The sequence below is a fragment of the Mycobacterium xenopi genome, from assembly GCF_009936235.1.
Lineage (GTDB): Bacteria > Actinomycetota > Actinomycetes > Mycobacteriales > Mycobacteriaceae > Mycobacterium > Mycobacterium xenopi.
Genome location: NZ_AP022314.1, coordinates 2,111,500 through 2,126,982, shown reverse-complemented (window position 1 = coordinate 2,126,982; position 15,483 = coordinate 2,111,500). Strand labels below are relative to the sequence as shown.

The window sequence follows — 15,483 nt, the reverse complement described above, 5'->3', positions numbered from 1 at the left end:
CATACTCTCAGCGCATGAGTGAGTGCGTCGGTGCCGCTTCCTACAGGCAGCTCGCGGCATACCGCAAATGTGTCGACCGGATCAGGGCAACCTGGCCGGGGTTCGCCGCCCGTCGGCGCGAGCGACTCCAGCAGGGCTTGTTCGGTGCGCCTGCTGAGAAAATTGCGGAGAACATTCTTGAGGATTTGTTCACTACGGTCCTGGACTGGTCGTTGGCAGATGTCAATCTTCAAGTCGGGCGAGCAGATGTGGTTTTGTCCGCGCTCGGGATTAAGCGGCTTGTCCTCGAGGTAAAGCGGCCCGGTTCGTTGACCTGGCGGCGAGCGGCGGTGGACGCCGCATTGGATCAGGCGCGCCGCTATGCAGCCAGCCAGCGGGTCGGAGCAGTCGCAGTCAGTGACGCCACAATGCTGTATGCAGCCGATGTCGGCGAAGGCGGACTGCGTGACCGTGTTCTGGTTGCGCTTGACACCGATCGCGCTCCCGAAGCGCTTTGGTGGATCTCGGTCCACGGCATTTATCGCCCATGCTCGTTCGTGGCGGCAAATCTTGATGCGGTATCGCTTAGCGCAAATGCCGGTATGAACATTGCAGCTGGCGACGGGTTGTGCCATCCGAAATATGCGCTCGGTATGCAGTGCTTCGCCTATGTCGGTGCCGCTGACAACACGCGCACCTGGAAGCTGCCGTACCGCCTAGCTGACGGCGCTCCTGACCCCAAGCGGCTGCCGAAGGCGATCCAATGCATCTTGAGCAACTATCGCGGTGCCAGGGTTGACATCCCGCGGACCGCTGTCGCCGAAGTGCTTGTGCGACTGGGAATCGCAGCGGCTGAGCTTCGAAAGATGCCGTGCCAAAACTCGGCGACGGCTGACGCATACATCGAAGCGCACCAGGCTCTGGAACAACTAGATCGGTTGTCCGACGTCCGTTGCTGCGACGGGTCAACTGCGTAAACCGGTGCCGCAGCGACATGGCGATTGGGTCTTCAAGTCAGGCAGGTGTCCGTCTAGGCTCGCGACGAGCAACCCTCAACGAGGGAGGGACCGCGCATGGGTATCGCGACCCGCGTCAACGGCACTGCGCCGCCCGAGGTGCCGTTGGCCGACATCGACCTGGGTTCGTGGGATTTCTGGGCCGGCGATGACGATTTCCGCGATGGGGCATTTGCGACGCTGCGGCGCGAGGCGCCGATCTCGTTTTGGGGCGAATCTGTGCAGCCGGGGTTCCCAGTCGGCGCTGGACACTGGGCACTGACCAAATACGACGACGTCTTCTACGCCAGCCGGCACCCAGAGATCTTCAGCTCACATCCCAATATCACGATCGCCGATCAGCCGGTCGAGGTCGCCGAGTACTTCGGTTCGATGATCGCACTCGATGATCCGCGACACCAGCGGCTGCGGTCGATCGTGAGCCGCGCCTTCACCCCTAAAGTGGTGGCTCGCACGGAGGCGTCGGTGCGAGATAGAGCGCAGCGGCTGGTCGCAGAGATGATCGCCCGGCACCCCGATGGCAAGGGTGAGCTCGTCACCGAACTTTCGGGTCCACTGCCGTTGCAGGTGATCTGCGACATGATGGGAATTCCCGAGGACGACCATGAGCGGGTCTTCCACTGGACCAACGTGATCCTCGGTTTCGGCGACCCCGACTTGGGCACCGATTTCGAGAAATTCACCAAGGTCTCATTGGAGATCGGGGGCTATGCCACCGCGCTGGCCGAAGACCGGCGGGTCAACCCCCGCGACGACCTGACAACCGCGCTGGTGCAGGCCGAAGTCGACGGTGATCGGTTGTCCTCAGCCGAGATCGCCTCATTCTTCATCCTGCTGGTGGTGGCCGGTAACGAGACAACACGCAACGCGATCAGCCACGGGGTGCTGGCGCTGACCCACTACCCCGAGCAGCGGGACAAGTGGTGGGCCAACTTCGAAAGTTTGACCCATTCAGCAGTCGAAGAGATCGTGCGGTGGGCTTCGCCGGTGGTCTACATGCGCCGCACCCTCACTCAGGACATCGAGCGCAGAGGTGTACGGATGGCAGCCGGCGACAAGGTCACCATGTGGTATTGCTCGGCCAACCGCGACGAAGACAGATTCGCCGACCCGTGGACATTCGACGTGGCCCGTAACCCGAACCCGCACGTCGGATTCGGCGGTGGCGGCGCGCATTTCTGCCTGGGCGCCAATCTGGCTCGCCGTGAGATCAGCGTCGTATTCGACGAACTGCACCGCGAGATCCCCGACCTCGTCGCGGCGGGAGAGCCTGCCCGGCTGCTCTCACCGTTCATCCACGGCGTCAAATCACTTCCCATCACCTGGACACCCCCGAGCGATGTACGCGTGGTTCAGAGTTAGGGGGTGAAGCCGGGTTGTACCTGTGGGTGTGTCCTTGTCCGACAAGAACATCCGGTCCCTCGGCTAGGCCGTGGTGGTAGCAGGCATGTGCATTGCGAGGCCGACAGCGGCAAACTCGACGGAAGTAGCTGCGGCGGTGAATGTTTGCGCATCGGTGGCCTGCACGATTGGTCACATGTGGCGAACGCGATTCCCGTGGTGCGCCCCGATATGTCAGCATTAGTTGCGTGCATCCCCGCGTTGTCGCTCGATTGCTTGCTGTTGCCGTGGTATCGACATGGGCGCTACCGGGCGCCTTGATACCCATCGCATCCGCACAGTCCTGCCCTGATGTCGAAGTGGTGTTCGCCCGCGGTACCGGCGAACCCCCCGGCCCGGGACCGACCGGACAGGCATTCGTCGACTCACTGCGGCCACGCCTCGGCGGTCGGTCGATGGATGTGTACCCGGTGAACTATCCGGCCAGCGACCAGTGGGATACCGGGATCGACGGCATCAGAGACGCGGGAGCCCACGTCCAGTCCACAGCGACGAACTGCCCGAAGACCAAGATGGTGCTGGGCGGTTTTTCTCAGGGCGCGGCTGTGATGGGGTTCGTCACCTCGCCGGCCGTGCCGGATGGCGTGGATCCCGCGACCGTGCCCAAGCCGCTGCAACCGGAGGTGGCCGACCACGTCGCAGCAGTCGTGCTGTTCGGAACACCGAATGCCCGGGCCATGAACTTCCTCGGCGAGCCGCCGGTCGTCATCGGGCCGGCATATCAGGCCAAGACCATCAAGGTCTGCGCACCCGAGGACCCGATTTGCTCGGACGGGTTGAATTTCGCCGCCCACAACACGTATGCCAACGACGGAACGATGATCGACAAGGGTGCAGCCTTCGCCGCGAGCCGCCTTGGCCCACCACCCGGCACTACCCCGCCGCCCCCGCCAGCGCCGCCACCGGCCCCGCCGCCCCGGCCGAAGGCGAGTAGCGCCGGCGGTCCGCAATGCGGATCGGCTGCGGTCACATCAGAATGCGACTGTCGGCGTCAACAACCGCGGCTATCGCATCTGCACGTGCGGCCCGAGAACCGCGCGGCAATAAGCGGATTGATCTCCAGGCCGGCGACCGCCCAGGCGACCCGCGGCCCGCAGCCCGGTCACCCACGGTCACCTGCTTGCTGCGGCGCGAAACGGTCGGCCAACCCGGCGTCCGCACGTCGCTGAATTGCGCGCCAGTAACATTCGTGCCCGACAGAACTGAGCCTCCCCCGCCGCTGTGAGGCGCCGAAACGCCTGCGACGGTGAATGCCCACGCGCTAGGGTGCTGGCAAGTTGCTGACAGGTTGCTGTGGGAGGGCTCGTTGCAGGGAACTTCGTTCGGGAAGTACCGGCTGATCGAGTTGCTCGGCCGCGGCGGCATGGGCGAGGTGTGGCGTGCCTACGACACCGTGATCGACCGGATCGTCGCGATCAAGATCTTGCCTCCCGAGATCTCCCAGGACGAGGTTTTCCAGCAACGGTTCCGCCGCGAAGCTCACGCAGCCACCCGGCTAAGCAGCCCGCACGTCATACCGATTCACACCCACGGCGAGATAAACGGGCACTTGTTCGTCGACATGCGGCTGATCGAGGGCCGCGACCTGCAAACCATTCTCGAGGCCGGGCCACCGCTGCAACCAGCCAGGGCGGTGCACATCATCGAGCAGGTGGCCAAGGCGCTGCATGCCGCGCACAAGGTGGGCTTGGTGCACCGTGACGTCAAGCCTTCGAATATTTTGGTCGACGAAGACGACTTCGCGTACTTGATCGATTTCGGAATCGCCCGTGCCACTGGCGAATTGGCGTTGACTACGGCCGGAGGTGTGATCGGCACCTTTCACTACATGGCCCCGGAACGGTTTAGCACCGGCCAAGTCGACGCTCGCTCGGATATCTATGCGTTGGCCTGTGTGTTATACGAGTGCCTGACTGCGCAGCATCCGTTCCCCGGTGACAGCATGGAGCGACAGCTCACCGCGCACCTGATGAGCCCTCCGCCGCAGCCGTCGATCACCAACCCCGCGGTGCCGGCGGGCTTGGACATGGTCATTGCCAAGGGCATGGCCAAAAATCCCGCCGAACGCTACGGGACCGCTGTGGATCTGGCGCGCGCGGCCCGCGACGCCCTGGCCGCACCGGCTGCACACCCCCGCGGGTCTTTTCGTGCCCCGCCGGCAACCGTCCGCCAGACGCCGCGACCGCAGCGGGCGAGAATGATCTCGGTTCCGGGGCGAAAGCCCTCGGCTGGGCGGCTGCCCGCGGTGACGCAGCCGCCGCCGCGGCCGTGGTGGCGCCGGAAGGGCGTCGTGATCTCGGCCGCCGCCCTGCTCGCCGTCGCGGTGACTGTCGGTCTGGTCACCATGCGTCATCCGCGTCAAGAATCCCCCCAATCCGACCAAACGACACTGCCTTTCACCGGCCTGAGCAATCCCGATGGTGTGACGGTGGATAACGGCGGCACGGTGTATGTGGCCGACACGTTGAACAATCGGATCCTGTCACTGCCCGCGGGTTCAACCGCGCCCGCGGTGCTGCCGTTCAACGGCCTGAAAAATCCGACCGGGGTGACCGCCGACAACAGCGGCACCGTCTACGTCACCGACTCCGGCAACAAGCGGGTGGTGGTACTTCCGGCGGGTTCCACGTCGCAAACCGAGCTACCGTTTAGCGACCTGGGCAATCCGACCGGTGTCACGGTGGACAGCAGCCGCACGGTCTACGTCACCGATACCACTAAAAACCGCGTGGTGGCCCTCCCGGCCGGGTCCAACAGGCAAAGCGAGCTGCCGTTCGCCGGCCTCAACAATCCGACCGGCGTAGTGGTGAACGGCAGCGGAACCGTTTACGTGGCCGATGGCGGCAACGATCGTGTCCTGGCGTTGCCGCAGGGTTCCACCATGCAAACCGTGCTGCCGTTCGACGGTCTCAGCGAACCCGGCGGTGTGACGGTGGACGGCCAGGGCGCGGTGTATGTCACCGACAGCGCCAACAATCGTGCGCTCAAACTCCCGGTCGGGTCGACCACACAAGTCAAACTGCCCTTCGTCGGCCTGGACTACCCGTGGGGGTTGGCGGTCGACAACATCGGCACCGTCTACGTCGCCGGGCACAACAACGAGGTGGTGACGCTGCGGCAAACGTCGCATTAAGGACGCGCCGGCAACACCGAAAGCCAGGAATCCGAGAGCAATTCGATCAGCTGCCCATCCGGATCGCGGATCATCGCCGATTGCTCGGACACGGTCTCGGCGACCACCGTTCCGCCGAAGCCGTCGACCGTCTGCAATACCGCGCCGAGATCGGACACCGATAACGATAGATGCGTCAGCCCGACGTGGTCCATGCCACGTGGTGGCCCGGCACGCACTTCACGTCGCGAATAGTCAAGGAGTTCCAACACAAAACCGTCGCGAACCAGGTAGGTGGCATGCAGTCCAAGCGGCTTGTCCAACTGCAGAAGCCGGTCGGTGCCGTCGTCGGGGGGTTCGGCTTCCCACCAGAACTGAAAGCCGAGCAGGCCCTCGTAGAATCGGCGCGACCGCTGGCGATCAGCGACGCATAATCCTACATGGTTGAAAACCGTTCGGTGACTGGTCATTTCAGCCTTCCATAACGGGTGAGTGTTGACGATTGGCGGTTTTCGACCAGCACGGTGGCGCGCTCCAGGCATCCACCGATACCTTCCTCGGCGACCCAGGATTGCACGCAGAGGACCATGCCTTCCTCGAGCATGGCCGCGCTTCCGCGGCCCAGACCGACCAGCGGTGGCTCGGCGCCGAGCCCCAGCCCGTGGGCCAGCGGCAGCGGCGAGTCACGGTTGCCGGCGTCCTGCCACGCCCGATACAGATCGGCGCCGGTGTTGCCCGCACGACACGCGGCCAGCAGCGCATCCATGCCGCGGGCGCACCGACTGGCCAGCTTTCCGCTGCCGGGCGGCGCGGACTCGCCGACCGGCCGCGTGCGGGCCAAACCAGCCTCGTATCCGGCATACAACGCACCCGGTGCGAGCACCACCAGTTCGCCCTGCCCGACCGGACGATCGGATACCAGATGGCGGTACCGCACCGGGCCGCTGGCAGGCGTGGCAAAGCACACGCTTTCCGACGGCGGGTACGGTGCTCCCAGGCGTGACACTCGCTCGTAGTAGACGCCGAGCAGTTCACGCTCGGTGATGCCCGGCGCCAAAACCTCGTCCATGGCCGTCAGCGCCGCCTCCGCGATCGCCGACGCGACTTGCAGGCAAGTGATCTCGTCGGGCGTCTTGGTCCGCCGAGCCGCTGCCATCACCGGCGCCGCGTCGACCAGCTCGGCGGCGGTGACAAGTTGCGAAACCAGGCCAGCGATCATTGGGGTCAGCCCGTCGGTGCCCACCCGCCGTGCCTGGCGCAGACCGGGAATAGCGGCTAGCGCCTCCATCAGATTGACCGGGTTCCAGCTCATCCCGTACAGCTGGTCGCGCCCGATCTCCGGCGGAACACCCTCGTCCCATGTCGAAAGCACATGCACCCGTGCGGTTTCGGCGACCACCACAGCCAACGGAGCGAACGGAAGTACTCCGAAACGGCCGAGCAAGCGGGCACCGGACACGTATCGCACATTGCCGACGCTGCCCAGCAGCAACGCATCGATATGATGAGTCTCCATGCCGGAGAACACCTTTGCTCGCCGCTGCGCCCGCAGCCGAGCGAAATTGACCCGGGCATCGTCCTCCAAACCCATCGCTCCGATGAGCACGCCGCGGTCACGGGGCACCGGGCTCATGCGCCAAGCCCGTACGGGTCGTAGACCGAGTCGCTCAGCTTTATCCAGCCGGTATCAGTAACCGCGACAATGTCTTCCGCGCGATATCCCGCCGCGCCGTCGTCCCAGATGACCGGCTCGAGAACCACCACCATTCCGGGTTGCATGGTGAGCTGCTCATCGAATTGCTCGCCGAAATCGGTACCTATAAGCGGCATTTCGGCGCTTTCGGTACCGACGCCATGAGCCAGGTAGAAATGCTTGATCCAGGGCCGGACGCCGTCGTTGGCTTCGGCGGCGGCGTTGCACAGCTGCAGCGCCGAAACGCCGGGCTTGAGAAGGTCCAACACGGAGTCGACTACGACTCGCCAGCGACGAAACTGGTTGTGTTGGCGATCGCTTGGCTTTGCGCCGACGACCCAAGTCCGGCCGTAGTCGGAGGCGTAGCCATGCCAGGTGATCCCGGCATCGACCCAGATGACGTCGCCGTCGCGCAGGAACCGATCGGTGGTCACGGTCGGGTAAGCGAGATCGCCGTGCAGGGTCCAGGGCCCACACTCGCGGGTCGGCGCCATCACCTGCCAGATCGGGTCGATTCCGCCTGCGGATGCACCGAGCTCGAAGGCCCGGCGCAGAAACGTTGCGCTTAAATCGATTTGCCGCACGCCCGGACGCAGGATTCGCAGCGCGTCGACCATGGCCAGCTCGTTGAGGTGCTGGGCATAGCGGATGCAGGCCACCTCGTCCGGTGTCTTGACGACCTTGGCCGTAGCGATCACGTCGGCCGCGTCGACCCAGTCGAAGCCGTGCACACCACGGCGCATCGCGTGGGTTTGGTGGTCGATTCCGATCCGCGCACCGAACCCGAAATGCTCGCCGAGCGCCTCGGCGAGTTGGTCGACACCGTCGTCGAGATCCGGGAACAGCGGGCCGTGCAGGTGATCGTCGGGCAGGTCGGCCGGCACCCCGTCGTCGTAGCAGGTGTAAAGGTGCGGTGCCGCGTCGCCGGTGACCGCCACCGCCACCGCGCGAAAAAGCGCTGCCCGGTCACCGTCTTCAGCGGGCAGGGCGGCACCCGTGGCATAGGTGACCGAGCTCGACCCGAGCAGCACCACACCGTCGAGGTCGCGTGCCGTGAGCTCGTGCTGCAACCGCTGCCAGCGCTGCGCCCGCATGCGGGCAAGATCCGGCTGATCCGGAATCGCCCGGCCGCCGATCGTCGCTTCGGCCGGCCGACCGGTACTGTCGCTCCCGGAGCCCACGACTTCTCCTGTGTACGTCGAAACGCTTAAAATCGCAAAGATAGCGTAATAGACTTCAAAGCTTAGCCACCTCGCATCCCACGAAGTGGGTGTTTCGCCGGTTTTCTTGCGCTGGAGGACTTTTCGATGGCCGCCCGTCCTGACATCGGTGCCGAGGTGGTCGTCGATTTCGATCATCACTCCGACGAGTTCAACCTCAACGAACTGCAGATCAACGCCGAGCTGCGGCGCCGGTGTCCGGTAGCGTGGAACGAAAACTACGGCGGATTCTGGTTCGTCACCAGCTACGAGGCGGTCGCACAGATCGCCCGGGACGGCGACACATTCGCCCACAAGTACGAGCCCAACGCCGCCGACGGCGTCGATTACCAGGGCGAGATGGGGGTGCCGCGTCCCGAGGGCCAGCCGGCGCTCGGCATCGGCGAGGTCGACGGCCCCTACCACCAGGCGCTACGGCGCGCGCTTGCCCCGTTCTTCTCGCCCGGTGCCGTCGAGCGGATGCGACCGTTCATGCGGCAATCGGCGCACTGGTTTCTCGACCAGCGCGTCGGGGACGGGCAGATGGACTTGGTGCTCGACTACGCCAGCCCGGTGCCGGCCATCCTGACCATGAGGTTGATGGGTCTGCCCTACGACAACTGGCGGCTCTACGCCAACCTGTTTCACTCCGTCATGGCCGTGAGCCAAGACAGCGCCGAATACGCCGCCGCCATCGCCGACGTCCCCGCAATGATGGACGGCCTGCTGAAGTTCGCGGCGGACCGGCGGGCCGACCCGCGCGACGACCTGACCAGCTTCCTGGTTCGGTTCGAATTCGACGGCAAGCGCCTCGACGACGCCCAGGTGCTCGACATTCTCTGGAACCTCATCGGCGGCGGTGTCGACACCACCACATCGCTGACCGCACTGAGCCTGCTGCATCTAGGCACTCATCCCGATTTGCGCCGACAGCTCATCGACCGCCCGGACCTCTACCGCACGGCAGTGGACGAGTTCTTGCGCTACTTTTCGGTGAATCAGCAACTGAGCCGGACGGTGACGCGCGACGTCGTCCTTGGCGGGCAACGGCTTCGACGCAACGACCGCGTCATCATCAGCTGGTTGGCCGCCAACCACGACGAGCACGAGTTCGACCGGCCTGACGAGATTGTGCTGGACCGTTCGCCCAATCGCCATGTCGCCTTCGGCCTCGGTCCGCACCGCTGCATCGGATCGCATCTGGCGCGCGTCATGTTCGAGGTGATGGTCAAGGCGGTGCTCGAGCGCATCCCGGACTATCAGGTCGATCCCGGCGGGGTCCAGGAATACCTCGGCAACCCGAGCATGACCGGGCTGGGCAAGCTGCCGGTCACCTTTACCCCCGCAGCCTCGCGGGACACGCCGCGCCCTTGGTAATCGCTGCGACGGGGCTGCCGCCGGTGCGCCCGCCGCGTACCGGATGATGTGCTGGTGTTTGCGCTTGTCGTAATCGTCGCGCTGGTTGCCACCGTCATCGTGGGGACGGTCTTGGGCAAGCGTTATCGCGTCGGTCCGCCGGTGTTGCTGATCTTGCTGGGCGCACTGCTGGGTCTGATCCCGCGGTTCGGTGGGATTCACCTCCACGGGGAAATAGTGCTGCTGCTGTTCCTGCCCGCGATCCTGTACTGGGAGAGCATGAATACCAGCTTCCGCGAGATCCGCGCGAACATGCGGGTGATCGTGCTGATCAGTGTGGGGCTGGTAATTGCCACCGCGGTCGCGGTGTCGTGGACGGCACGCGCGATGGGAATGGAGTCGCACGCTGCGGCGGTGCTGGGTGCCGTGCTCTCACCCACCGATGCTGCCGCCGTGGCGGGCCTGGCCAAACGGTTACCGCGCCGGCCCCTGACGGTGCTGCGCGCCGAGAGCATCATCAACGACGGGACCGCGCTTGTTTTGTTCGCCGTGACCGTCGCGGTCGCGACCGGCAGCCCCGCGATCGGCCCCACCGCCCTCATCGGCCGCTTTGTCGGCTCCTACCTCGGCGGTATCGCCGCCGGGTTGCTGGTCGGACTGGCGGTCACCCTGCTGCGCCGCCGACTCGACGCGCCGCTGGAGGAGGGCGCGCTGAGCATCTTTACTCCGTTCGCGGCGTACCTGCTGGCTGAAACAATGCACTGCAGCGGCGTGGTCGCGGTGCTGGTGGCCGCCCTGGTGCTCAGTTATGTCGGGCCGCGGGTGATCCGGGCTCGTTCGCGTCTGCAGTCCTTCGCCTTCTGGGACATGTCGACTTTTCTGATCAACGGCTCGCTGTGGGTGTTCGTCGGGGTCCAGATCCCGGGAGCGGTGCGCGGGATTTCGAACCTCGACGGCGGGCTTCGCCACGCCGCGGTGCTGGCGCTGGCGGTGACCGCCGTCGTCGTCGCGACCCGGGTCGCGTGGATGGAAATCACCACGCTGTTGATCCGCGCCATAGACCGGCGCGCGGTACAGCGCGCCCGGCGCGTCGACTGGCGCCAACGCGCCGTGTCGAGCTGGGCGGGCTTCCGCGGCGCGGTGTCGCTGGCCGCGGCGCTGGCTGTCCCGCTGACCACACGCAGCGGCGCTGCGTTTCCCGACCGCAACCTGATCATCTTCGTCGTGTCCGCGGTGATCCTGGTGACCGTCCTGGTGCAGGGCAGCACACTGCCCCTCGTCGTGCGATGGGCCCGGATGCCCGAAGACGTTGCGCACGCAAACGAATTGCAGCTGGCCCGCGGCCGCAGCGCCGAGGCAGCACTGGACGCGTTGCCGCGGGTGGCCGACGAAGTCGGCGTCAGCCCGCAGCTGCTGAGCCGGCTGCAGAAGGAATACGAAGAACACGCCGCACTCGTCACGGCCAATCCCGACGGCCCGGCGAACAAGGCCGCCGAGCAGCACGACCTGGTTCGGCGGGTGCGCCTGGGTGTGCTCGAGCACCGGCGCCGCGCCGTCACCGAGCTGCGCGACCAAAACCGCATCGACGACATCGTCCTGCGCGAGCTGCAATCGGAGATGGATCTCGAGGAGGTGCAGCTTCTTGACACTGTCGACACCGAGTGACCGCGCGTAAGCGTTTGGCGCACAGTCTAATTCATGCGTATTGCCTAACCATGTCGGCGGATGGCTTAGGCGACGGCGATTTCAAAGCCCAAACACCAATGCAGCCGTATGAGTTCGGTTATAGTTGCCCGGCAATGAGGACTTCACTGGTGGCAATCGCAGCACTCACCACGGCGGGGATGCTGGTGGGAGCGTCGGCGGTGGGCTGCGGCAGCCGTTCACAGTCCAAGGCGCCCCCGTCGAGACCGGTCACCTCGAGCACCGCTACCCCGACCCCGGCGAAAGGACAACCGACCGACTACTCCAGGCTTCTGATCCGCGCCGCAGACATCAATGCGCCCGTGACGTTCAAGGCCAGCCCGCCGATTCAGAACCCGAATGGCAAACCCGGTGCGGCGACCACGTTCACCGACGACGACGGCAGCCACGTCATCCACGACACCATCGAGATCCTGCCGGATCCCGCCGCGGCGGCCGGCGCGCTCAACGCGGCCAAGGCCACGCCCCCGGGTCCCATTACCGGAACCCCGGTCAAAGCAAACGTCGGCACCGGCGGCGTCACGATCTCAGGAGACTTGCCGGATAAGTCCAAAGGGGTGACGGTGTTGCTGTTCACCGAGGGCAAGGCGTTCGTCACGCTCGAATTCGACGGGCCTACCGGCGTGCCCGCGCCGCCGGAGTTCGTCACCGACGTGGGGCAAAAACAGGACGCCTCGATCAAGAAAGGCCTTCCCGCCTAGCCCGTCCATCGCGCACCCGGCGCGGTGGATACTGGGGTCGATGCCTGAACGCAACGTGCTCGGCGGCCCGCTGGAACCCTGCGGCACCGATCCGCTCACCGGCTTCTACCGCGACGGCTGCTGCTCCACCGGACCGGAAGACCTTGGCCTGCATACGATCTGCGCTGTGGTGACTGCCGAGTTCCTGCAACACCAGCGCTCGATCGGCAACGACCTGGTGACGCCGCGGCCCGAGTACCGGTTTCCGGGCCTCACACCCGGTGACCGCTGGTGCGTCACTGCCAGGAACTGGCTGCTGGCCTATCACGACGGCTGCGCCGCACCGGTGGTGCTGGCTTGCACCCACGAGCGCACCCTCGACGTGGTGCCCTTGGAGGCACTGCGTGAGCATGCCGTCGACGTGCCCGACGACCTGGGCGGACTGTAGGGCGGCCTAGCCCAAAAGCACACTGCCGCAGTCAAACTCACAGGCCAATTGGTCGTCGATCTCCGATCAGGCGGCGACGGCCGTTGGGTCGCAGTAATCGCCGGGTGTCGATCTGTTGTTTTCGGTTTGGACTGCCGGGATCTGCGCTAAATACGGGGTCAGAACCGGGCGGTTCTAGCCGAGTGGTGACGACCGCCTTCGACGCGAGCCGCGGTGGTTTTGGCGACCACTGAGGCTGTGCCGTGTAGCAGACAATGACGGCCCGTCCCGGTGTGGATCGGCAGCCGAGTTTTGTCAGACCCGGTTGCAATGATGCAGTTATGTCCTCGACCGCATCGCCTGCGGTGGCGCTGAGTCCTGCCGAGCGTCTTGAGGTGTTGTTCGAGGAGTTGGCGGAGTTGGCCGGTCAGCGCAACGCCATTGATGGGCGCATTGTGCAGATCGTCGCCGAGCTGGATCGCGACGAGCTGTGCGGCGCGACCGGTGCGCGCTCGGTGGCGGCGCTGGTGGCCTGGAAGTTGGGCGCCTCGTCGGCCACTGCCCACACCATCGCCGCGGTGGCGCGCCGGCTAGAAGAGTTTCCCCGCTGCGCGGCGGGCCTGGTCGAGGGTCGGCTGTCGCTGGATCAGGTCGGGGTGATCGCCGCGGGGGCCGCTGCGGGCTCTGACGAGCACTATGCGCAGTTGGCGGCGGTGGCCACGGTCAACCAGTTGCGCACCGCGGTGCGGCTCGAACCGCGACCCCAACCCGAGTCTCGGCCCGAACCGCAGCGGCCAGCGCCGCGTTCGATCACCAAGACCAGCGATGAGCGGTCCAGTTGTTGGCGGATCAGACTGCCTCATGCTGAGGCGGCGACGTTCGACGCCGCGCTGGCCTCTCACCTCGATGCGCTGATCGCCGAGTGGAAACACGACCACGGCGAGCGCGGGTCAGAGAATTGTCCCCCGCTGCCCAGCACGATCGATGCGTTCATGCGGCTGGTCGAGTCCGGCTGGGACGCCGAAGCGACACGGCGCCCGCACGGGGCGCGCACCACGGTGGTGGTGCATCTCGACATCGCCCAGCGCGCCGCGGCGCTGCATCTGGGTCCACTGCTATCTGAGGCCGACCGGAAATATTTGACCTGTGATGCCACCTGCGAAGTGTGGTTTCAACGCCACGGGCAGCCCCTCGGCGCCGGGCGCGCCACCCGGGTCGTCGGCCGGCGGCTGCGCCGCGCCCTCGAGCACCGCCACCCCACGTGCGCGGTTCCCGGCTGTGGGGCCACCCGCGGGCTGCACGCCCACCACATCGTCCACTGGGAAGACGGCGGCGCCACCGAATTGGCCAACCTGGTGCTGGTCTGCCCGTACCACCATCGGCTACACCACCGCGGGGTGATCACCATCACCGGACCCGTCAACGCTCTCGTCGTCACCGACAGCACCGGCCGACGGCTGCGCGCCGGATCGCTGGCCCGACCACCCAACCGTCCCCCGCCCGCCGTCCCACCCTGCCCAGGGCCCACCGGCGAACGCGCCAACTGGTGGTGGTACCAACCCTTCCAACCACAACCCCCACCCACCAACAACTAAGCCGCCCACTTCACCGGGTCGTCTACCGGCAGCAAGGCCGTCAGGTTTCGAGTTTCTCCGCGCAAGCCGCAAGGATCGCAAGGAAACTCGAGCGCAGCAGGGGGCGGGTGACCGCCTCCATGAACTTGCCCCCAGTGCGAAGCGGATGGGTGTAGTTGGTCAGCCAGTCGACGTGTGTGCCGGCCTCGGACGGAGTAAAGGTCAGGGTGCCGCCTTCGTGGTTGAACGGCGGCAACGAGCGGACGATGAGATAGGAGTAAGTGCGGGGCCTGTCGTAGGCCGTGATCTCTTCACGGAACCAGGTGCCGACCCCGACCACTTCGCGCAGCGCCCCCACTGCTGGCCCCGACGCACCTTGCGCCCAGCCAGCCTTGAGGACCAACGGAGCGGCCGTAAGACTGGCCGGGTCCGTCAGCCAGTCGAACACCTTCTCGGCAGGCGCGGCAATCGTCCGCTCGACATGCAGCTCGACCATGAATCTCCTTAGGACCGGCCGGAATCCGAAAACGCCGGGCCGTTAGCTGGCGCGCCTCTCGCGACGACAACCGGCATCGACGTCGAAGCATCGGTGCGCAGAATCGTATCCACGACCTCGACGAGGTCCTTGACCGGCATCAGCTTCCCGGGCATGCATCCGCGCGACACCCAAAGCGGGTAGGCCTGTTTGGCAAGCCCGGGATCCCACCCGACCGTCATTCCCGTCGCCGCGTCGCCCTCACCGCCCGCGCACTCGCCAACGATCAGGCAGGTGAAACCGATGCCAGGGTGTTCGGCTCGCCATGCCTCGACGAGCCTCTCCAAAGCTGCCTTGCTGACGCCGTACGCACCAAGCCCCGGCCACGGCGGGCCGAATGTGCCTGCGTCAGAAGAGAGATAGACCGCCTTGCCCGCCGAGGCCGTCAAGTGCGGCACCGCCGCGGCCGTCGCCAGCGCCGCGCCTATGACGTTGGTGTCGAAGACGTGCCGCCACGTTCCGGCATCGGTATCGACCAACCGGACCAGCGGCCCGACGGCGGGCGTGTAAATGAGATGGTCGATGCCGCCCAGCGCGTCAGCTGCAGCACCGACGGCCGATCGGCACGAGGCCTCATCGGTGACATCGCATTCGAGGGCGACCGCGCCGGGCCCGGCCTCCTTGGCCGCAGCTTCGATACGCTCCCGGCGCCGGGCAAGCAGCGCGACACGAGCGCCGCGCTGGGCGAGCCCGACCCCGATGCATCGTCCGAGCCCACTGGAAGCTCCGATCACCACAGTCCGTGACATCTTGACCCTTTCTTGTAACGAGCCCGCTGCAGCCACAGCGTATCGGCCACCGGGTGGG

General features: G+C 65.9%; 13 protein-coding genes and 1 pseudogene. 9 read left to right on the top strand and 5 right to left on the bottom strand.

Annotated elements, in window-relative coordinates; all coding sequences use genetic code 11:
* The first annotated feature begins 14 nt into the window (after positions 1–14).
* The 4 genes and pseudogenes from MYXE_RS09830 to MYXE_RS09815 all read left to right on the top strand — a co-directional run bounded on the left by MYXE_RS09830 (position 15) and on the right by MYXE_RS09815 (position 5,529).
* Positions 15–956, top strand: coding sequence for a hypothetical protein (locus MYXE_RS09830; protein ID WP_085196141.1), 942 nt, complete (start codon positions 15–17; stop codon positions 954–956).
* A 96-nt stretch (positions 957–1,052) separates the two neighbouring features.
* The gene (locus MYXE_RS09825) at positions 1,053–2,357 is read left to right on the top strand and encodes a cytochrome P450 (protein WP_085196143.1); all 1,305 of its coding nucleotides are present in this window, start codon (positions 1,053–1,055) and stop codon (positions 2,355–2,357) included.
* Positions 2,358–2,497: 140 nt separating this feature from the next.
* Positions 2,498–3,283 (top strand): annotated as a pseudogene (locus MYXE_RS09820) (cutinase family protein); the annotation flags it as partial.
* Positions 3,284–3,702: 419 nt separating this feature from the next.
* The gene (locus MYXE_RS09815) at positions 3,703–5,529 is read left to right on the top strand and encodes a serine/threonine-protein kinase PknD (protein ID WP_085196159.1); all 1,827 of its coding nucleotides are present in this window, start codon (positions 3,703–3,705) and stop codon (positions 5,527–5,529) included.
* Here MYXE_RS09815 and MYXE_RS09810 read toward each other — a convergent pair.
* The 3 genes from MYXE_RS09810 to MYXE_RS09800 are packed head-to-tail and all read right to left on the bottom strand — an operon-like array spanning position 5,526 to position 8,382.
* Entirely contained in the window at positions 5,526–5,978 is a 453-nt protein-coding gene (locus MYXE_RS09810) for a VOC family protein (protein ID WP_085196145.1), read from the bottom strand. The genes MYXE_RS09815 and MYXE_RS09810 overlap by 4 nt on opposite strands.
* On the bottom strand, positions 5,975–7,141 hold the full coding sequence (locus MYXE_RS09805; protein WP_085196147.1) for a M24 family metallopeptidase: 1,167 nt from the start codon (positions 7,139–7,141) through the stop codon (positions 5,975–5,977). The genes MYXE_RS09810 and MYXE_RS09805 overlap by 4 nt, the downstream gene beginning before the upstream one ends.
* The gene (locus MYXE_RS09800) at positions 7,138–8,382 is read right to left on the bottom strand and encodes a M24 family metallopeptidase (protein WP_085196149.1); all 1,245 of its coding nucleotides are present in this window, start codon (positions 8,380–8,382) and stop codon (positions 7,138–7,140) included. The genes MYXE_RS09805 and MYXE_RS09800 overlap by 4 nt, the downstream gene beginning before the upstream one ends.
* Before the next feature lie 126 nt (positions 8,383–8,508).
* Between MYXE_RS09800 and MYXE_RS09795 the strand changes: the two genes are divergently transcribed.
* The 5 genes from MYXE_RS09795 (at position 8,509) to MYXE_RS09775 (ending at position 14,162) form a co-directional block, all read left to right on the top strand.
* Positions 8,509–9,777: a cytochrome P450 gene (locus MYXE_RS09795; protein ID WP_085196151.1), complete on the top strand. Its 1,269-nt coding sequence runs from the start codon at positions 8,509–8,511 to the stop codon at positions 9,775–9,777.
* 54 nt (positions 9,778–9,831) lie between these two features.
* Entirely contained in the window at positions 9,832–11,421 is a 1,590-nt protein-coding gene (locus tag MYXE_RS09790) for a Na+/H+ antiporter (protein ID WP_085196161.1), read from the top strand.
* 134 nt (positions 11,422–11,555) lie between these two features.
* Entirely contained in the window at positions 11,556–12,161 is a 606-nt protein-coding gene (locus tag MYXE_RS09785; protein ID WP_085196153.1) for a hypothetical protein, read from the top strand.
* Positions 12,162–12,201: 40 nt separating this feature from the next.
* Positions 12,202–12,588, top strand: coding sequence for a DUF2237 family protein (locus tag MYXE_RS09780; RefSeq protein ID WP_003918860.1), 387 nt, complete (start codon positions 12,202–12,204; stop codon positions 12,586–12,588).
* A 320-nt stretch (positions 12,589–12,908) separates the two neighbouring features.
* Positions 12,909–14,162 (top strand): HNH endonuclease signature motif containing protein, encoded by a 1,254-nt coding sequence (locus MYXE_RS09775; RefSeq protein ID WP_112649943.1) that lies wholly within the window; start codon positions 12,909–12,911, stop codon positions 14,160–14,162.
* A 40-nt stretch (positions 14,163–14,202) separates the two neighbouring features.
* Here the strand turns inward: MYXE_RS09775 and MYXE_RS09770 are convergent, their stop codons facing one another.
* Both MYXE_RS09770 and MYXE_RS09765 read right to left on the bottom strand, forming a co-directional pair.
* Positions 14,203–14,637: an SRPBCC family protein gene (locus MYXE_RS09770; RefSeq protein WP_003923330.1), complete on the bottom strand. Its 435-nt coding sequence runs from the start codon at positions 14,635–14,637 to the stop codon at positions 14,203–14,205.
* 8 nt (positions 14,638–14,645) lie between these two features.
* Positions 14,646–15,413 (bottom strand): SDR family oxidoreductase, encoded by a 768-nt coding sequence (locus tag MYXE_RS09765; protein WP_172468558.1) that lies wholly within the window; start codon positions 15,411–15,413, stop codon positions 14,646–14,648.
* Positions 15,414–15,483: the final 70 nt, after the last annotated feature.